Consider the following 18,029-nt stretch of genomic DNA (forward strand, 5'->3'; position numbering starts at 1 on the left):
CTTACCCGTGGGTGTGGTCGCCGTGGCTCGGCGACGGCGGCGCCATGGTCACGCCCGGCGACGACGAAGGCTGCGACGCCGACGCGGACGGCCCGGCGACCGCGGTGAACTCGGCGGTGCGCACCTTCCCGGCGTGCTGGAAATCCAGGTACATCCGGTAGGCGCCCGCCGACGGCACTTCGACGTAGAAGCTGATCTGCGGCCCTGCCGCGGTGTGGCCGTCGCCGGGTGCGCCGTCGGGGTGCACGTGCAGATACGCCAGGTCACCGTCGCGTAGCGCAACCAGGTGCCCGTAGGCGCCCAGGTAGGGCTGCAGGTCGGTGACCGGGCGGCCGTTCTTGCTGACCGACAGGGTCAGCTTCGACGCGGTGCCCGGCGTCAGTGTGCCGTCGAGCGTGACGGTGTAACCGTCAACCGTCGCGGTCGACGCCGGGGCGGGCAGCACGGCGGGCCGGTAGTCGCCCGGTGCGGCGACGTCGACACCCAGCGTCAGAGATTCGGCCCGGCCGGCGGGTTGGAAGTCGGCGAAGGCACGGTACTGGCCGGCAGCTGGCACGGCGAGCGGGATGCTCCAGGTGCCATCAGCGGCGAGGACGGGGTGAACGTGCTGGAAGCCGGACAGGTCCCGGCGTACCACGATCAGGTGCAGATCCTTCTCGTGGCTGGTGGTGTACCGGGTCACCGGCCTACCGTCCGGTCCGGTGATCTGGAACCGGAACACCTGAGGGGCGCCCGTGGCCAGCGTGGTGGTCAACGGAGTGAGCCGGTAGCCATCCTGGGTGACCTGCAGGCCCGCGGGCAGGGGCGCGGAGGCGCCGGTGGTGTGGTTGCTGCTGTCGTGTGCGCCGGTGGCGGTGGTGTGGTTGGCGGCGGGGACCTGGGTCGGGCCGGCCGCGTGGCCGAGCCCGAGGGCGGCCGCGAACACGGCCGCCAGTCCGAGTACGAAACCGCCCACCTTGACGGGGGTGCGCATGACTAGCTCGCCAGCTCGTAGCCCGCCTCGTCCACTGCGGCGGCGACCGCGGCGTCGTTGACGGGCTCGTTGCTGGTGACGGTGACGGCGCCGCTGGCCAGGTCGACCTGGACCTCGGTTACGCCGGGAATCTGCTTGATCTCGGAGCTGACCGAGTTCACGCAGTGCGAGCAGGTCATGCCGGCCACCGTGTACGTCTTTGTCTCCATGACGGTCCTTCCTCGACGGGATGACGAGCGGGCGACTGTGTCGCCCAGCCAACCACGATACCTATACCCCATGGGGGTATCAACCTTCCTCGGGGTGTCGCAAATCTCGGTAGGCCCGCAAGCCGGATTGTCTGATTCCGCCGTGTCGGCGACCAGGCATGCCAGCGGGCACCGTATGGCCGGTCATTGCGCTTCGGGCGTGAGGTGGACGCGGCGTAGCAGTTGGGCGTTGAGGGCCACCACGATCGTCGAGGCGGACATCAGCACCGCGCCGATCGCCGGGCTCAGCGTGATCCCGGCCCAGGAGAGGACTCCGGCGGCGAGCGGAATGGCGATCACGTTGTAGCCGGCGGCCCAGGCCAGGTTCTGGATCATCTTGCGGTATGAGGCCCGGGACAGCCGGATGACGCCGGTGACCCCGCGTGGGTCGGAGGAGGCCAGCACGACCCCGGCGGACTCGATCGCGACGTCGGTGCCGGCGCCGATGGCCAGGCCGACGTCGGCGCGCGCCAGGGCCGGGGCGTCGTTGACGCCGTCGCCCACCATGGCCACGGTGAGACCGCGGGCCTGCAGCTCGGCCACCGCCCGGTCCTTGTCGGCGGGTAGCACCTCGGCAAAAACTTCGTCGACGCCGGGCCGGAACCCCAGGTCGGCGGCGACCGCCTCGGCAACCGGCCGCGCATCCCCAGTGATCATGACAATCTTCTTCACCCCCTGCGCCCGCAGCTGTGCGATCGCCTGTCGGGCCTCCGGGCGGACCTCGTCCTCGAGGGCGAACGCGCCGATCACCTCCGCCGTTCCGGGCTTGGTGAGCCGAATCAGGTGCAGCACCGCCGCACCGCGCTCCGACCACGCCTGCGTCTGCCGGGCCAGTTCGGTGGGCACGGGCACGGTCAGCTCGCGCAGCAATGCCGGACCACCGACGGCGTACGTCGTGCCGTCGACCGCCGCCTGTACGCCGCGGCCGGTCAGCGACCGGAACCCGGTGGCCGTGGCCGGCAGCCCGCGGTCGGCGGCGACCTTGACGATCGCCTTGGCCAGCGGGTGTTCGCTGTCGGCCTCCACCGCGGCGGCGATGCGCACGACATCGTCCTCGGCGGCGCCGGGCGCGGCGGCCAAGGCGGTGACGGCGTGCGCGCCCTTGGTCAGCGTGCCGGTCTTATCGAACAGCACCGCGTCCACGGTGCGCATCCGCTCCAGCGCCAGCCGGTCCTTGACCAGGATGCCGGCCTTGGCGGACACGGCGGTGGACAGGGCGATCACCAGCGGGATGGCCAGCCCGAGAGCGTGCGGGCAGGCAATCACCAGCACCGTCACGGTACGCACGACGGCCTGGTCCACGTCGCCGAGCGCCCACCACACGCCGAAGGTGATCAGGGCGGCGGCGGTGGCGATGTAGAACAGCCACGCCGCGAACCGGTCGGCGAGTACCTGCGCCCTGCCGCTGGATGCCTGCGCCTGCGCGACGAGGCGGCTGATGCCGGCCAGCGCGGTGTCGTCTCCGACCGCGGTGACCTCGATCCGCAGGGCCGAGTCGGTGGCCACGGTGCCGGCCACCACCCGGTCACCGACGCCGCGCGACACCGGCCGGGATTCGCCGGTGATCATGGATTCGTCCAGTTCGGCGGCGCCCTCGGCGATGCGCCCGTCGGCGGGCACCCGGCCGCCGGAGCGGACCAGCACGGTGTCGCCGACGCGCAGGTCGGTGACGGGGACGCGGCGCACACTGCCGTCGGCGTCGATGACCTCGGCGTCGTCGGGCAGCAGGGCGGCCAGCGCAGCCAGCGCCCCTTGGGCCTGGCCGATGGCCTTCATCTCCTGCCAGTGCCCGAGCAGCATGATCGTGACCAACGCGGCCAGCTCCCACCAGAAGTCCAGGTCGAACGCCCCGAACGTGGTGGCCAGCGATGCCACGTAGGCGACCGTGATCGCCATCGAGATCAGCAACATCATGCCGGGTGCCCGGTCGCGGACCTCGCGCACGCCGCCGACGAGGAACGGCCAGCCGCCGTAGAAGAACACCACCGTGCCGAGGACCGGGCCGACCCAGTCCATGCCGGGGAAATCGAGGGTGTAGCCGAACCAGTCCATCACCATGTGGCTGGTCACCACGATCGGGATCGTGAGGGCCAGGCTCAGCCAGAACTTGCGCCGGAACATCTCCGGATCGTGGCCCGCGTGCTTGTCGTGGCCCTGATGGGTGGCGTGTCCTATGGGCGCGCCGTGCCCCGCGACGTGGGCGTCGGCAGCAGCGCCTGGGCCGCCCGGGTGTCTGGCGTCGCGAGGGTGTTCGGACTTCCCGTGCGTGGTCATCGTGCCGGCTGTCGCGGTGCGGTGGTGACGGTCGTTGGCGTCGGCTCCGGACCCGGCGGTCGGGGCGTGCCTGTCGTCGCTGGTGTGCTGGTGCTCCATCGGTACCACCTCCAGGCCCGAACCTATACCCGGTAGGGGTATGTTCGCAATACCAGCGCGATACCTCCCACGCCCGCCAAGGTCACGGCCGAGGCCCTCCCGGCGGGTGCGCCAGATTTCCTACCCGCCGTGGCAGGTGTCGAACGCCGCGAGAAGGGCGGAACGACGTGGGCATCGCAGGCGTGCCTGGCACGCCGGATCGCTCAGCCGCGTTTCATCAGCCGTCCGACGGCGGCCATGAGTTCGGTGGCCATCTCGTCGCTGCGGCCATCGGCGGCGCCTTCCCGCAGGCAGTGCCGCGCATGGCCGTCGAGCAGGCCGAGGGCGACCTTGTCCAGGGCGGCCTGGATGGCGGAGATCTGAGTGAGGACGTCTATGCAGTACCGGTCCTCGTCCACCATGCGTTCGACCCCGCGTACCTGGCCTTCGATGCGCCGCAGCCGCGCCTGCAACTGGTCCTTGGTGGCGGTATAGCCGCGCGTCGGAACAGGGGTTGTCATACCTCCAGGGTACAACCCCCAGGGGGTATGCCGTACTGGATCTTCAACCACCGCAGCGGACGGCCGTTCATGGTCAGTTCGCGTGGTGCCCGCTGTGGTCCGTGCTGCTGGAGCCGCCCGGTCGGCGCCGGGCGCGTCGGCGCCGTCGCCGCTGATGATCGGGCCCAGGACGAATGTCGAATGGGAGAAAATGGCGGCGAAGACGGCCAGGGCGATGGACGCCGTTTATCCGTGTCCACCGTGGTCAGGGGAGGGTGCTGACGGGGTGGGGAAGGACCATCGTCGTCCGGGCCGCGGGCGGCGCCACAGGCTTGGGCGCGTAGCTGATGCCGTTCCGCTGCTTGCCCAATGGTGGCGACCGGGGTGCGGCCGGGTAGGTCGATGACGGAGACCGTCGAGTCGTAGACGTTGGTGACCCACGCGCGAGCGCCGGTGGGGTCGATGACCACGCCGTGCGGCCCGGATCCGGTGGCGATGCTGCACACGAGGAGGGGCGCTCCACCGTTCACTTGGTGCGATATCCCCGCCTCACCTCACGATGGGTATCGACGTTCCGTCGCCAGCGGAGGCGTTATGCCGTTACTCCCGCGGCTCGTCCGGGTATGCGGACGGGTGACCGTATCCCGTAAGGCCCGGGGGAGGGCGTTATGACGAGTACGACGATGCCGATGCTGGACACCTATCCGCAGTCGATCAACCTCGACAGGCGGCGGTTGGCCGCGACGATCGACGCGTTGATCGCCTGTAGCGAGGCGTGCACCGCCTGCGCGGATGCCTGTCTCAGCGAGGGCATGGTGGCGGAGCTGACCAAATGCATCCGCACAAACATGGACTGCGCCGATATCTGCGCCACCACCGCCCGAGTGCTCTCGCGGCACACCGGTTACGACGCCAACATCAGCCGCACCCTGCTCGATGCCTGCGCGATGGCCTGCAAGTCCTGTGGCGACGAGTGCGCGTCCCACGCCGAGGCGCACGAGCACTGCCGGATCTGCGCCGAATCCTGCCGTGCCTGCGAGCAGGCATGCCGTGACCTGCTGGCGAGCATGAGCTGACCTTCGCATCAACACCTCTGGGCGAACCGCGGCTCGCCCAGAGGTAAATCCTGCGCCGGGCATCGGACGCGCCCGCCGCAGACCACTCCTACAGCAGCGGCGGCTCGGGGCGGCGGACCCGGTCTGCGGGACGTCCTGTCGCCCTGCACCGCGGCCGCCCGGCGCGACAGCGACGATGGCACCTACTACTCCTACGGGTTGAAACACGCCGTGCCTGGACGATTGACACCACGCGCTAGCGTCCACTGTCATGGTCGATCGAGCGCCGCGGGAAAGTGCGAACTCCGACAGCAGCCGGAACTTGCCCCCCAAGGCTGCACCCTTCTGCACCACACGACGTACCGCCTTGGCCGCGATGACGGCTGGGGCATTGGTAGCGATGCTCGGCGCGTGCAGCGACGGCGACCTCGACGCTGATCCGACCGAAACCGCGCCGAGCGTGACGGACCCGCCTGCGCCCGTCGCCACGTCCGAACGGCCGCCGACGCCGTTGACAACCACCGACGAGGTCCCGGTCGGTGGCGGGGTTGTCGTCGCTGACGTGCTGGTGGTGCAACCGACGGCCGGCCGTTTCCACGCCTTCAGTGCGGTATGCCCGCACCAGGGAGGCCCTGTACGTCCTCCGATCAACGGCATGATGACGTGCAGCTGGCACAACTCGCGGTTTCGTGACGGGGACGGCACACTGCTCAGCGGCCCGGCGCGGACCGGGCTGCGGAGAATACCGCTGCGCATTGACGGTAAGAAGATCCTCATGCCGTGACAAGGTCAGGCACTGACGGGCGATCAGCGGCTCCGCTCCGATACACGCGGCGATGCTGCGGGGTAGCGTAGGCGCATGACAGGGGCAGGGTCGGCAGGCACGGGGCGGCGGTTTGCCCGGTGGATGCTGTTGCTCTGCACACTGCTCGGCTTGTCTGCGATGCACATCTTGGGCCATGCCGGGATGCACGAGCCGGCTGGGCACGCCGTCGGCGTACATGTGGGCGCCGGTGGTCCGGAGATGCGGGCCCTCGCTTGGGGTGATGGCTGCGTCGGCTGTGTGCACGTGAGGTCGCACGACAGTGATGGTGACGGCGGCATGTCCGGGTGGAGTGTCTGCCTGGCGGTGTTGACCGGGTTCGCGGTGCTACTCATGCTCGCTTCGTTGCTGCGGGCGGTCGTGGATCACCGCCGGCCGCCGGGGGCGGGCGGTGGCTGTGGTGGGGTGCCGGCGCGGTCGCCGCCGGATGGGCAGGTCGGGCTGGTGCTGGCCACGGTTTCGGTGCTGCGCGTATAGGACTTCGCTGGCCGCACCCTCTTTCCGGGGGTAGCGGCGCTGGCGTTGTTCGTACGTACGTCCATCGAACTCGAAAGGCTTGATTGAAGTGTTCACTCGTTCTGTTGTGCTGCGCCGTGCCATGCTGGCCGGTGTGGCGGCCGCCGCCGCTTTCGTGGTGTCCGCATGCGGCGGTGGTGATTCGCCGTCGGGTTCCGACCACGGGCCCAGCATGATGGCGTCCCCAGGGGCCTCAGCGAGCGCGGCGGCGTTTAACGATGCCGACGTGATGTTCGCCCAGATGATGATCCCGCATCACCAGCAGGCCATCGAGATGGCCGAGCTGGCCGAAACCCGCGCCGCCGACCCGGAGGTCAAGGCCCTCGCAGGCAAGATCAAGGCGGCGCAGCAACCCGAGATCGACAGCATGACCGGGTGGCTACACACGTGGGACGCGCCGATGCCGGGCATGAGCATGAGTGGCGGTATGTCCATGCCGTCCACGATGCCGAGCATGGGGCACGGCATGCCGGGCATGATGTCGGACGCCGACATGGGCAAGCTCGAGAAGGCCACAGGCAAGGAATTCGACAAGCAGTTCTGCACCATGATGATCGCCCATCACGAAGGAGCGGTCACGATGGCCAAGGACGAGCTCGCGAAGGGCGTCAACCCTGAAGCGAAGGCCATGGCCCAGCAGATCATCACCGCGCAGGAGGCCGAGATCACCCAGATGAAGCAGATCCTCGCCCGCCTGTAGAGCCCTGACGTTCCACCACGGCCGGGCACCGGACCCCTTGAGGCCGAGTGCCCGTCCGTGGTGGCCAGATGTTCTCCAGGGCCGGAGGCTCTGACAGGCCGGTTCCGCCGGTCAGGCCGCAATGTCGGGTCGTCGAAATGGCCGGGGCAGCGACCAGCCCGACGGCGACGCACGCTGGTGAGTACGCCCAGGGCCTGCGCGGCGCGCAACCGCGCCGACAGAGGCCACCGTGACCGTGGCGTCAGCCCCTCCATCTGGTGGTCAGCTGTGCACCGCGTGCTCGCCGCTGGGGCCGGACGTCAACGGATCGCCCCGATTCTCGCTGCGGCTGGTGACATCGCGCTACTTGGCTGCCGCCGTAATGGCCTGGGTCAGCGGGTCGACGGTGCACAGGTCGCCTTCCAACGACTGCCCGTTGATCTTTACGGTAGGGGTGCCTTGCAGGCCCGCGGCGAACGCGGCCTCTGTCGAGGTGGCGATCCACGGCTCGAGGGTGCCCTGACCGAACGCGTCAATGACCGGCTGTGGCACGCCGGCCTGCCGGGCCAAGTCGGCGGTCTTGTCGTCGGATAAGGCCGTCGCTCCCCTCGGCGGGCTGGTCGGCGTACAGCGCGCTGTTGAATGCGAGCAGCTTGTCTGGCGCCTTGTCGTAGACGGTCGCGGCGGCGTTCGCGGCGCGGCTGGAGTGAAGGGTTCCGTTTGACCGCTCGTCGAGGAAAGCGAGCGGGTACAGGTACTGGCGGACGGTGCCGTCGCCGATCACCCGGGTGATCTCGGCATCGTTGGCCCGCTCGAACCGGCCGCCGAACGGGCACACGTAGTCCGCGTGCACCTCCAGCTTGACCTTCGCGTCGGCGCGGCCGGTGACCATCGCCCCGCCGTCCGCGCCCTGCGGCGCCACGACCGGCCCGGACGCTGCGGGCCGGGCGCTGGAGCCGGTGGTGGCGGCCTTCACGACGGTGAACACGATCGCGACCACCAGCCCCATTTGTCACCGGCACGCCGTCACCCGCAAGTGCGGGAACTTCGGCGTCCATGAAGCGTGTCGCGGCCACTGCAACCGGGCTCGCCGTGCAGCAGGCCGCCACGCATCATCGACACCTGCCCCGCCCAACGGCGCGACGATCGCTGAACATGGGCCTGTCCGCGATGGCCGAGTCCTGCAGGGTGCCATACGACGTGCTCGCCTGGACCGCTGAGTGGTACTCCCGGCTGGAGACCCTGGAGGCGGCCAACACCGCGGTGGTGCTGACGCTGGCCACCAACGCCATCGTCTGCTGGTCGACGGAGTACCACGGGGCTGGCCGTCGGCGCCCTGCGCGCGGGCGGCCGGGTCGTCGACGACGAGGTGCTCGCCCACATCTGGCCGACCCACCGCGAGAACGTGGACTTCTACGGCACCCACTCAGTCGGCATCGACGGCGAGCTTGCTCAGCTGGACGCTAGCGGCTACCGCCCGCTGCGCCTGGACGCCGCCACCGTCACCCCGTAGCCGCACGGCGTCGGGTTTACGGCTGGTAGGGGGTGAACGTGGCGCCGTCGTCGACGGAGCGCTGCAGCCGGTTCTCGCCCACGGCGAGGATTTCGGCGCCGCTCGGGGTGGCTGCGGCGCTGATCGCGTGTGGTTCGCCTTCGATGCTGCCGCGGGTCTGCCAGGTGGCGCCGGCGTCGTTGCTGGTGGCCACGCGCCCGTCCGGGCTGACCGCGGCGGCGTGGCGGGTGTCGGCGAACGCCGTGAGTTGCGGCAGTATCGGCGTGGCGATCTGGGTCCAGGTGCGGCCGCCGTCGCTGGAGCGGGCCAGCCCGCTCGGGCTGGTGAGCAGCACCGTCGCACCGTCCGGGAAGGCGGCTGCGGCGTGCGGGGTGACCGGCGCGGTGAGGGTCTGCCAGGTGCGGCCGTCGCTGGTGACGGCCAGCGTCTCGCCGTCGTAGCCGACGATGCCGGCGGAACTGGTGGCCAGGGTGTGGAAGTCGGAGCGGCCCTGGCGTGAGAGCGGAACCCAGCTGCGGCCACCGTCGGTGGACTCGATCAGCCCGACCGGATCCGGCAGGTCCGTGTTTTCGCCGGGGTGCCCGGAGGCGTAGAAGTGGTTCGGGCCGGCGACGGTGAACCCCATCAGGTCGATGACCGGGCCGACCCGGGCGGGTGCGGCGCCGGGCGCCATGCGGTACAGGCCTTCGTGGGTGGCCAGGTACACGTCGCCGTCGGCAGGGTTCCGGCTCAGCGCATGCACGTGCTCGCCCGGGAGCACGTTGCCCGCGACAGCGGGTGCCCCAGCGACGGTAGTCGGGGACGCCGGGCCGGCGGCGGGCGACGTGCCGCCGTTGCCGTCGCCGGTGTCACCGGCGGTGCAGGCGGCGATCGTCAGCACAAGGGTGGCGGCGGCAGCGGTCAGGCATCGCCGGTGGATCGGAACGTGTTGCTGGGCCATACCCATGATTGTTGCCGCCGGGCCGGGCCGAGCCGGAAGTTTTCGCGGTCTGACATCAAACCCGTCAACCACTGGGGGCTCTTGGCTACCAGTGGGGTGAACTCGTAGCACTCCGCACCTCGGGCTTCAGAGGCGTCAGCGGAGCACCCCAGAGCGCCACCACAACCCGCTGGTGCCGGGGCCGCCCCTGCAGGGCACGTTCAACATCTGCTCATCCGTGGCTGTGGCCGTCGTCGTGGTGGCCGGCACGGGTAGGTGATTGCGAGACACTCGGACGTGATTGCCGCACGGACGGCTGCGGGGCCGATGACGCCGGCGGCGCTTCGGCCACGCCATCGGAGTGCGGCACCTGCCCATGATGATCACCCGACGGTACGGCCGGCATCCCAGCGGCCACCTGATGCAACGCGACGAACGCCAACGCCGCGGTGGCCAGCAACGCCAACCCGGCAGGGCGCACCACGGTGCGCCACCGCTGCGCGTGGTACCGCATCACATACGCGATGAACGCCAACGCGAGCCCGACCGGGATCAACACGGCCGCCCGCACGGGCACATCCTTGAAGTGCTGGATACCGCCGCTCAACGAACCAATACCGAACGACAACGCCAACGACGCCGGCACCATCGTCAGCACCGCACGGGCAGTCGCCCGCTGCCGGTTGATGACGAACTCCGTGAACGCCGTGGCGCAAGCGAACAACACCGCACCCGCCACCGCGATCACCATGAACCGAGGCGGATCCAACGGGTAGTGCACCACCGCGCCGCTGATCAGCGCCGCCCCGACGTAGGTCGACGCATAACCAACGAAATCACCCACCACCGGCTTGGTCGCCCCCGCGCCTGCATCACCATGGCGCGCGTTCGGCACGCCCTCCGCCGCCGGGCGCGCCGCCGTGCTTCCTCCACGCCGTAACGCCCCGTATCGATGGACCTGATCAGCGTCAAACAAGTCAGCACCTCTAAACCCCAGACAGATCAGCAGAACTCTTGGTCAACGAGGGAGTCGAGGACCAGGTGCGGGGCATCGGCCCCGTGGTGGAAAAGGGGGCCGGTATTGCATCGACGTGCTCACTCAGATGTGCGCCGCTGCGGGGGTCTGACCAGAGGTCGTCCCTCCGCCCCGGGCGAGCAATGCGATGGAGACCGGCGGGGAACTCCGACCGGCCTGGGGATGGGTTACCCCCTTCGTGGAGTCCACCACCCAGGTGGTTCAGGGGTGAATTCGGCCCTGAGCTCTCTGCTGTTGCTTACGCCATCCGTATCGGGTGAGGCCCCGCGGCTTGTAGATCGCCAGACCGGCGATCAGGAGCAGGACGGCAAGGCCGGCGCCGGAGTCGATGACCATCTGCAGGTGCACGCGGTCCACATGGGAGGTGTGAGGGGCGTTCGTGGCCGAGATGCGGGCCAGGTAGCTGATCGGCTCGGTGTGTAGCAGCAGCGCAGCAGTGGCAGCCAGGGTGAGCAGCAGCTTGGCGATGACCCAGTAGTGCCGGAACAGGCCCCAGGAGGTTCCGAGTGACTGCACGAGGCCGGTGAACACCGACGCGAGCGCGAAGGGCACGATCACGAACTGGGTGAGCAGGCCACACGCCGACAGGCCGGCCCTGACCAGATCGGCGTTCGGGCTGTTGAGGGTGACCAGGGTCAGTACCAGAAAGCACGTGACGGCACCGGCCCAGCCCACCGACGAGGTGACGTGCGCCAGCAGGGCGGCCTTGCGCAGGCCCGGCCGCATCGTCATCAGCCGGCGCCATGCAGGGAACCGAAGCCACCGCCGGCAAGGTGCACGATCACCACGATCAGGACCACGGCGGCGGCGGCGATCGCGGACACGATCACCCAACGTGGGGTTCGGTGGCCGGACACCGGCCGTGCAGGCTCGCTGCCGGTGTCGTCGGGCTCGCCGGATGGTTCGGTCATCGGTACTCCTCAGCGCTACGCGGATCCCTTATCGAGACAGTGTGTCTCCGTGCAAAACACTATGCCACACTTTCGGCGCTCTGTATCCTGTCGTGGTGCCGAGGCTGTGGAACGAGACGATCGAGGAACACCGCGGAGCGGTCCGTGACGCGGTTCTGGACGCAGCGGCGGCGTTGGTTGCCGAGCACGGGCTGACCGCCGTCACGATGTCGAAGATCGCCGAGCGGACCGGTATCGGACGGGCGACGCTCTACAAGTACTTCCCCGACATCGAGGCGATCCTGCTCGCGTGGCACGAGCGGCAGATCGCGGGGCACCTGCAACACCTTGCGGCGGCCCGTGAGCACGGCGGGGATGCTCAGGCCAGGCTAGCGGCGGTGCTCGAGGTCTATGCCCTGAACTCCCGGCAGCGCCACGGCGGAGAGCTGGCGGCGATGCTGCACCAAAGCAGCCATACCGCCGCTGCCCACGAGCGACTCGTGGACTTCGTCCGCGATCTGCTGGCTGAGGCGGTGACCGCGGGCACCGTCCGCCGCGACGTGCCTTCCGCGGAACTTGCCGCCTACTGCCTGAGCGCCCTGTCCGCCGCCCGAACCCTCCCGTCGGACGCGTCGGTACGCCGGCTCGTCACGGTGACACTCGCCGGGCTGCGCCCGGCGAGCTGAGCCGCCGACTGGGGTGAGGTGCGTAGTGTCAACGACCTCGCTTCGCTCACGCTGGACGCGATGCGGCTGGACTGAGCGGCCCGGTCCGCAGGGGCGGCAACAGGCCCGGCCGATCCCGACCGGGCCGTACGTGCCAGGGTGGATCAGCTGGTCGACAGGGCTGCTCGGCGTGCCGCCCGACGGGGCACGCTCGGCAGCCAGCGGACCAGTTCCGCGGTGCGCGGGTCGGAGCCGTACACCAGCAAGGTGAGGAAGATGCCGTAGACCGGCAGGTGGCCGAGCATCTCGGTGCCGCCGAACAACAGCAGGGTCGCGTTGAACGGGATGCCGGCGACCAGCACCGCGACCTGCGGCAGGGCACCCGAGATGACCAGCAGGCCGAAGAGCAGTTCGGTAGCGCCGGCGACCGCGACGAAGGTGTCCGCGGGAACGTGGATGCCGGCCATGGCGAACACGTCGAGCTGCGGGAAGAGCCGCAGGGTCTCGCGGGCCAGCGCCGGGTTGGCCAGCTTCTCCGCGAACGCCAAGGTGATCAGCGCGCCACCCGCTCCGAGGCGCAGCGCCAGCAGTGCGCGCCGTAGCGCTTCGGTGCTCGGCTCGACCCGGCCGAACGCGGCGTCTGACGGCGGCACGAACGCGAGGAAGACGGCGACGCCGAGCAGGTCCATCGCTGACAGCAGCCCCACCGGTCCGGTGAGGAGCAGGGCGAGGGGGCCGGCCAGTGCCAGCGTGATCGCGGCCGGGCGCAGCCGCACGCCCGTGATGAACCAGACCCCCAGCGCCCCTTCCAGCAACAGCAGCGCGGGGCCCCCGATGAGGTGCTCGACCTCCAGATCGTGGGTGAGGAAGTGCCCGGTGACCGCGGCGGCGAGCAGGGACACCCCGAGGTGCAGAGCGAGCAACCTCGGCACGTACGGCACCAGCCGGCCGAGCGGGCGCAGCACCCGCAGCTCCGGGGTCGGCAGGAACCTCCGGGCCACCCATCGCCAGCCGACCGCCGCCGCCACCACCGCGATGATCAGGGTCAGGGTCAGCGGACGCCACACGAACGCCCACTCTGTCGGGTAGCCGGCGGGGCCGGGCACGAACCATTTCTCGTGCGCGGCTGCCGGGGAGGGAACCGACAGCAGTGCCGCGGTAGTAGCGACGACCGCACCACTGCGTACCCAGGTGGCCTGCACCGTGCTCACGTCCCTTCGATGATCGGGATTCCGGCACCCCTTCCTACGGCAGCCCATCGCCTCAGTCGAGAGATCCGGGCCGGGTCGGGACCATGGTCCCGGGCGTCCGGGACCTGTGCCCGGGGCACCTGCGAATGGGCGGCGGCCGGCACGGTGGGCGAGTGGCCTCGCCGACGCCGCTCAGCATGGCCCCTGGCGTCGCTGCACGCCTTCAGCCCGGCGATGGTGGTCGCCGCTCAGCTGGGTGGCGAGAGCTACCAGGAAGGCGACGAGGTGGACGGTGAAAGCGGATAACGCGGCGGCGTGTGCGACGAAGGCCACGGCGAGGGTGAGAAACCGCCGGTCGGTCAGCACACGGCGGACCGAGCGGTGGGCGGCGGTCCGCGCCGGGCTGGCCGGTTGTGTGCAGGGGCGGCGGATCAGCAGCCAGTGCAGCGGACGGTGAGGCAGCCGTGGACGGCGGCGAGAACGACGAGCGTGTGGCGCCAGCCGCAGGCGGCGACGAGGTATCCGGTCAAGGACAGGAAGATGGAGCTGACGAAGCCGCCACGACGGTTGATGGTGACGATGATCCACCTGCGACTCGGCCGCCCGGCGCCGCCCTCGACGGTGGTGTCGGGGGCGGCGTCTGGCATCGGTGGTGGTCATCGGTCAGCCATAGCAGCCACCGGCCCCCTGGTCACCGGGTGGTACCGCCGCGCGGGCTACGGCGGTCAGGGGCACGGGGGCGGTGAGCAGCCCGTCGCTGATCCTGGTGGACAGTCCCCGGCCCGGCCGGGCAGCGGCGGCCGGTGTACTGCCGCAGCAGCCGTCGGCTTGCGCGCCGGGCAGTTGTTCGTCGGTGACGAGGTTAGTGGCGCACACCCCGGTCTCGGGCAGTTCGAGCTGCACGTCGCGGGCGGCGGTCCAGTCTCCGGCCAAATGCCGCTGCGATGGAGCGGACCTGTTCGTAGGCGTTGGCCATGAGGAACGTCGTCGCGCGGCCGTAGCTCTTCATCCCGACCTTGTAGTAGCCCGTCGGTAACGACACCGTCGTGCACACCGGCGACTATGTCCGCATGGCCAAGATGGACGCCGTCGGACCGATCGCCGGATTCCGCCGTCCCTCCCGACAGGCTGCCGATGGCGATGCCCGCGGATACGGCCGGGCCTGCCCGCTGGTGACTCATCGGGCCGGCCGGCGATCAGCGGAGGGCCCCGTGCGGGCCGCCGATACGGGCAGGCGGCCGGGGCCGTCGGTACTGGCATCCGGTCGGGTTCAGCGGTGGTTGACGGTGGCGGCGGTGTAGCGGTCGGGATCGGTGTCGAACGTGGTGGCGCATCCGGTGGAGCAGAAGTGGAAGGTGCCGGCCGTGGTGCTGCGGTGGGCGGCGGCGGTGTCCGGCGAGACGGTCATACCGCAGACCGGGTCGACCGTCTCGTCGGCCGGCTGGCTCGCGTGAGCCGGGCCGTGGATGGCCGATGGCGCGGGGTGGGGGCCGGTCTCGACCTGGGGTTCGACCGGTGCCGGGGTGGCGGCCGGCAGGGGCGATGGCCGCCAGCGGCGCAGCCGGTTGGCGTTGCCGACAACGGACAGCGAGGACAGCGCCATCGCGGCGGCGGCGAGCATCGGGGACAGGCGCACACCCAGGAAGGGGTAGAGCACGCCGGCGGCGACGGGGATGCCGACGGCGTTGTAGACCAGAGCGAAGAACAGATTCTGGCGAATGTTGCGCATGGTGGCCCGGGAGAGCCGGATCGCGGTGACCACGCCGGTCAGAGAGCCGGAGATCAGAGTGATGTCGGCGGCTTCGATGGCCACGTCGGTGCCGGTGCCGATCGCGAGCCCGATGTCCGCTTGGGCGAGGGCGGGGGCGTCGTTGATGCCGTCGCCGACCATGCCGACTCGGCGGCCTTCGCCCTGCAGGCGGCGGATCTCACTGGACTTGTGCTCGGGCAGCACCTCGGCCAGGACCCGCCGGACGCCGACCTGGCCGGCGATCGCGGCGGCCGTACGGGCGTTGTCGCCGGTAATCATGACCACGTCGATGCCGAGCCGGTGCAGCGCGGCGATGGCGGTAACCGAGTCGTCCTTGAGGGTGTCGGCCACGGCCAGTACGCCGGCTGGCCGGCCGTCCACAGCGGCGAGCACCGGGGTTCGGCCTTGGGCGGACAACTCGGCGGCCACGGGCTCCAGGTCGGCGGTGTCGACGCCGGCCTCGGCGAGCAGCCGCGCGGTGCCGACGAGGACCTGGTGGCCGGTGACGGTCGCCCGGACGCCTTTGCCGGTGACCGACTCGAACCCGGTGGCGGCGGGTGGTTGCAGACCGCGCTCGCGGGCGCCGGCGACGATCGCCGCGGCGAGGGGGTGTTCGCTGTCGGCCTCGGCCGCGGCGACCAGGGTGAGCACCGCGGTCTTGACGAGGTCGCCGACGGGGCGGATGTCGGTGAGGGCGGGTTTGCCGGCGGTGATGGTGCCGGTCTTGTCCAGCACGATGGTGTCGAGCTTGTGCGCGGTTTCGAGGGCTTCGGCGGAGCGGATCAGGATGCCGGCCTGGGCGCCCTTTCCGGTACCCACCATGATCGACAGTGGGGTGGCCAGGCCCAGCGCGCACGGGCAGGCGATGATCAGCACCGCGACGGCCGAGACCAGCGCGAGGGTCAGCGCGGGTGGCGGCCCGGCGACGAACCAGACGGCGAAGGTGGTGATCGCGATGGCGATGACCGCGGGAACGAAGTAGCCGGAAATCGCGTCGGCGACGCGCTGGATCGGCGCCTTGGACGCCTGGGCCTGCTGGACCAGGCGGATGATCTGGGCGAGCATGGTGTCCGCGCCGACCTTGGCGGCGCGCACCCGCAGGGATCCGGTGCCGTTGATGGTGGCTCCGATGACGGTGTCCCCGGCCCGCTTGGTGACCGGCATCGGCTCGCCGGTGACCATCGACTCGTCCACCGCGGAGGTGCCGGAGAGCACCGCCGCGTCGACCGGGACCTTCTCGCCCGGGCGGACGAGCACCTCGTCGCCGACGGCCACGTCTTCGACCGGGATCTCCCGCTCGGTGCCGTCGCGGATCACGCGGGCGGTACGGGCCTGCAGCCCGAGCAGTGCCCGGATCGCCTCGCCGGTACCGGCCTTGGCCCGCGCTTCGAGGAGGCGGCCGAGCAGGATCAGGGTGAGGATGACACCGACCGCCTCATAGTAGACGTCGCGCACGTCGGCGGGCAGTAGACCGGGGGCGAGGGTGGCCAGCAGGCTGTAGCCGTACGCGGCGGTGGTGCCGAGGGTGATGAGGCTGTTCATGTCGGCGCTGCGGTGCGCCAGGGCGAGCCAGCCGGTGCGGTGGATCGGCGCTCCGGTGTAGAGCATCACCGGGGTGATCAGCGCCAGTTGCAGCCAGTGGTTGAGCAGCAGCGAGGGCACCCAGCCGGCGCCGAACAGCTCGTGGGCCATCACCGCGATCAGCACGGGGGCGGTGAGCACCGCGCCCACGACCAGCCGGCGGGTCAGGTCGGCGATCTCCGCGCGCCGCTCCTCGGCCTGGGCCGCCTCCACCTCGGCGCTCGCCGGCTCCGCCGCCGTGGGCGCCGCCTCGCCGGGTGCGGCCGGGACGGCCGGCTGAGTCGTACCCGCGTCGGACGGGTCGACGATCAGCGTGCCGTGCACCATGTTCATCCCGCAGGCGAACCCGAACGACCCGGCCCTGGTCGGGTTCAGCCGGACGGTGGTGCGGGCGAACGCGGGCAGCGCGGCGCTGACCGCGAAGTCGGCGAACACCACCCGGGAGGTGCAGTCCCCGCTCTCCTGCCGGTCGAAGACCAGTTCCACCGGTATGCCCTGCCGGACCCGGATGACGTTGGGGGCGTAGCCGCCGCGCACGGTGACCTCCACCCGCTGCACCCCGCCGGCCAGCTCGGCGGAGCGGGCCTTGCGCGGGGCGAAGAAGTACCAGCCCAGCCCGGCGACCGCGGCGGCCGAGGCCAGCAGGACGGCGATGTCGACGGCGCTCATGGCGTGCTCCCTTCACGGCTCTCTCACCACCCTGGCGGCATGTACCCCTGGCGGGTAGGGACATTGGGCCCGGCAGACGTGACGTTGGCCCATACCCCGGATCCGTATGCCGGAGCAGCGTGAGAGGTGACTCAAGGGGAAGGAGGGCGTGATGAAGCGTCAATCGTGGGGTCTGTACGCCATCGCCCTGGCGATCCTCGTCGTCGGGCTGGTCGCGTTCGGTGTGCCGGCCCAGACGCTGCTGCTCGCCGCGCTGGTGCTGACCTGCCCGCTGATGATGATTTTCATGATGTCGGGGATGCACGGCGGCCACGGTGGAGACGATCAGAAGTCCGACGACCACCACGCCGGTGCCGGCCGCTGGTAGTGCGGCCGGCCCGGGCCGACGAAGGAGATCACGATGATGTACTGGGGTGGCGGCATGGGCGGCTGGGGCATGGTGCTCATGACTGTCAGTACGCTGCTGTTCTGGGGTCTGATCATCGCCGGCGTCGCCGCGTTGGTCCGCTCGACCAGCCGCAGCGCCCCGCAGGGCGGCCCGGGCGCCGAGGTGGCCACGCCGGAGCACATCCTGGCCGAGAGGTTCGCCCGCGGTGAGATCGACGAGGAGGAGTACACCCGCCGGCTTGCCGTCCTCGGATTCGCGGTGAAGACCCGCAGCGGCGGCTGA

At 70.5% G+C, this 18,029-nt stretch carries 21 protein-coding genes and 2 pseudogenes; 9 read left to right on the forward strand and 14 right to left on the reverse strand.

Annotation, left to right across the window (positions count from 1 at the left end):
- Position 1 precedes the first annotated feature (1 nt).
- The 4 genes from EV385_RS25225 to EV385_RS25240 all read right to left on the reverse strand — a co-directional run bounded on the left by EV385_RS25225 (position 2) and on the right by EV385_RS25240 (position 4,094).
- Positions 2-973 carry a hypothetical protein gene (locus EV385_RS25225; protein WP_130511702.1) on the reverse strand — a complete coding sequence of 324 codons (972 nt, stop codon included), beginning with the start codon at positions 971-973 and terminating at the stop codon, positions 2-4.
- Between the two features lie 2 nt (positions 974-975).
- Positions 976-1,182: a heavy-metal-associated domain-containing protein gene (locus EV385_RS25230; protein WP_130511703.1), complete on the reverse strand. Its 207-nt coding sequence runs from the start codon at positions 1,180-1,182 to the stop codon at positions 976-978.
- A 183-nt stretch (positions 1,183-1,365) separates the two neighbouring features.
- Positions 1,366-3,495, reverse strand: a complete 2,130-nt coding sequence (locus EV385_RS25235) for a heavy metal translocating P-type ATPase (protein WP_130513552.1) — start codon at positions 3,493-3,495, stop codon at positions 1,366-1,368.
- 302 nt (positions 3,496-3,797) lie between these two features.
- Entirely contained in the window at positions 3,798-4,094 is a 297-nt protein-coding gene (locus EV385_RS25240) for a metal-sensitive transcriptional regulator (protein WP_130511704.1), read from the reverse strand.
- Positions 4,095-4,756: 662 nt separating this feature from the next.
- Here EV385_RS25240 and EV385_RS25245 point away from each other — a divergent pair.
- The 4 genes from EV385_RS25245 to EV385_RS25260 all read left to right on the forward strand — a co-directional run bounded on the left by EV385_RS25245 (position 4,757) and on the right by EV385_RS25260 (position 7,167).
- Entirely contained in the window at positions 4,757-5,149 is a 393-nt protein-coding gene (locus EV385_RS25245; protein ID WP_242625069.1) for a four-helix bundle copper-binding protein, read from the forward strand.
- Positions 5,150-5,504: 355 nt separating this feature from the next.
- On the forward strand, positions 5,505-5,912 hold the full coding sequence (locus EV385_RS25250; RefSeq protein ID WP_242625353.1) for a Rieske (2Fe-2S) protein: 408 nt from the start codon (positions 5,505-5,507) through the stop codon (positions 5,910-5,912).
- A 123-nt stretch (positions 5,913-6,035) separates the two neighbouring features.
- Positions 6,036-6,428, forward strand: a complete 393-nt coding sequence (locus tag EV385_RS35255; protein WP_278045033.1) for a DUF6153 family protein — start codon at positions 6,036-6,038, stop codon at positions 6,426-6,428.
- Between the two features lie 121 nt (positions 6,429-6,549).
- On the forward strand, positions 6,550-7,167 hold the full coding sequence (locus EV385_RS25260; RefSeq protein ID WP_130513553.1) for a DUF305 domain-containing protein: 618 nt from the start codon (positions 6,550-6,552) through the stop codon (positions 7,165-7,167).
- Between the two features lie 342 nt (positions 7,168-7,509).
- Here the strand turns inward: EV385_RS25260 and EV385_RS35765 are convergent, their stop codons facing one another.
- On the reverse strand, positions 7,510-7,698 hold the full coding sequence (locus tag EV385_RS35765; protein ID WP_165449578.1) for a DsbA family protein: 189 nt from the start codon (positions 7,696-7,698) through the stop codon (positions 7,510-7,512).
- Entirely contained in the window at positions 7,679-8,155 is a 477-nt protein-coding gene (locus EV385_RS35770; protein ID WP_130511709.1) for a DsbA family protein, read from the reverse strand. The genes EV385_RS35765 and EV385_RS35770 overlap by 20 nt, the downstream gene beginning before the upstream one ends.
- Positions 8,156-8,295: 140 nt before the next feature.
- Between EV385_RS35770 and EV385_RS35975 the strand changes: the two are divergent.
- Both EV385_RS35975 and EV385_RS34015 read left to right on the forward strand, forming a co-directional pair.
- Positions 8,296-8,415, forward strand: a pseudogene (locus tag EV385_RS35975) (Tn3 family transposase); the annotation flags it as partial.
- A 100-nt stretch (positions 8,416-8,515) separates the two neighbouring features.
- Positions 8,516-8,659, forward strand: a complete 144-nt coding sequence (locus EV385_RS34015; protein ID WP_165449334.1) for a hypothetical protein — start codon at positions 8,516-8,518, stop codon at positions 8,657-8,659.
- 16 nt (positions 8,660-8,675) lie between these two features.
- Here the strand turns inward: EV385_RS34015 and EV385_RS25280 are convergent, their stop codons facing one another.
- The 4 genes from EV385_RS25280 to EV385_RS25295 all read right to left on the reverse strand — a co-directional run bounded on the left by EV385_RS25280 (position 8,676) and on the right by EV385_RS25295 (position 11,525).
- Entirely contained in the window at positions 8,676-9,599 is a 924-nt protein-coding gene (locus tag EV385_RS25280) for a F510_1955 family glycosylhydrolase (RefSeq protein ID WP_207229924.1), read from the reverse strand.
- A 211-nt stretch (positions 9,600-9,810) separates the two neighbouring features.
- Entirely contained in the window at positions 9,811-10,554 is a 744-nt protein-coding gene (locus EV385_RS25285) for a hypothetical protein (RefSeq protein ID WP_130511710.1), read from the reverse strand.
- Positions 10,555-10,815: 261 nt separating this feature from the next.
- Entirely contained in the window at positions 10,816-11,346 is a 531-nt protein-coding gene (locus tag EV385_RS25290) for a DUF2269 domain-containing protein (RefSeq protein ID WP_130511711.1), read from the reverse strand.
- Positions 11,346-11,525 (reverse strand): hypothetical protein, encoded by a 180-nt coding sequence (locus EV385_RS25295; RefSeq protein WP_130511712.1) that lies wholly within the window; start codon positions 11,523-11,525, stop codon positions 11,346-11,348. The genes EV385_RS25290 and EV385_RS25295 overlap by 1 nt, the downstream gene beginning before the upstream one ends.
- A 95-nt stretch (positions 11,526-11,620) precedes the next feature.
- Here EV385_RS25295 and EV385_RS25300 point away from each other — a divergent pair, with 95 nt between their 5' ends.
- Positions 11,621-12,190 carry a TetR/AcrR family transcriptional regulator gene (locus EV385_RS25300; RefSeq protein WP_130511713.1) on the forward strand — a complete coding sequence of 190 codons (570 nt, stop codon included), beginning with the start codon at positions 11,621-11,623 and terminating at the stop codon, positions 12,188-12,190.
- A 143-nt stretch (positions 12,191-12,333) separates the two neighbouring features.
- On the opposite strand, the gene EV385_RS25305 is transcribed toward EV385_RS25300, so the two are convergent.
- The 4 genes and pseudogenes from EV385_RS25305 to EV385_RS25325 all read right to left on the reverse strand — a co-directional run bounded on the left by EV385_RS25305 (position 12,334) and on the right by EV385_RS25325 (position 17,359).
- Positions 12,334-13,380, reverse strand: coding sequence for a hypothetical protein (locus tag EV385_RS25305; RefSeq protein ID WP_130511714.1), 1,047 nt, complete (start codon positions 13,378-13,380; stop codon positions 12,334-12,336).
- 410 nt (positions 13,381-13,790) lie between these two features.
- A complete protein-coding gene (locus tag EV385_RS25310) occupies positions 13,791-14,006 on the reverse strand; it encodes a hypothetical protein (protein WP_130511715.1) in 216 nt (71 codons plus the stop codon).
- Positions 14,007-14,022: 16 nt separating this feature from the next.
- Positions 14,023-14,389 (reverse strand): annotated as a pseudogene (locus EV385_RS35270) (flavoprotein); the annotation flags it as partial.
- A gap of 240 nt (positions 14,390-14,629) precedes the next feature.
- Complete coding sequence (locus tag EV385_RS25325) at positions 14,630-17,359, reverse strand: heavy metal translocating P-type ATPase (RefSeq protein ID WP_130511717.1); 2,730 nt, start codon at positions 17,357-17,359, stop codon at positions 14,630-14,632.
- A 151-nt stretch (positions 17,360-17,510) separates the two neighbouring features.
- Here EV385_RS25325 and EV385_RS25330 point away from each other — a divergent pair, with 151 nt between their 5' ends.
- Together EV385_RS25330 and EV385_RS25335 are read left to right on the forward strand one after the other, a co-directional pair.
- Complete coding sequence (locus EV385_RS25330) at positions 17,511-17,726, forward strand: DUF2933 domain-containing protein (RefSeq protein ID WP_130511718.1); 216 nt, start codon at positions 17,511-17,513, stop codon at positions 17,724-17,726.
- 33 nt (positions 17,727-17,759) lie between these two features.
- Positions 17,760-18,029 carry an SHOCT domain-containing protein gene (locus EV385_RS25335; RefSeq protein WP_130511719.1) on the forward strand — a complete coding sequence of 90 codons (270 nt, stop codon included), beginning with the start codon at positions 17,760-17,762 and terminating at the stop codon, positions 18,027-18,029.

Source organism: Krasilnikovia cinnamomea (assembly GCF_004217545.1).
GTDB classification, from domain to species: domain Bacteria; phylum Actinomycetota; class Actinomycetes; order Mycobacteriales; family Micromonosporaceae; genus Actinoplanes; species Actinoplanes cinnamomeus.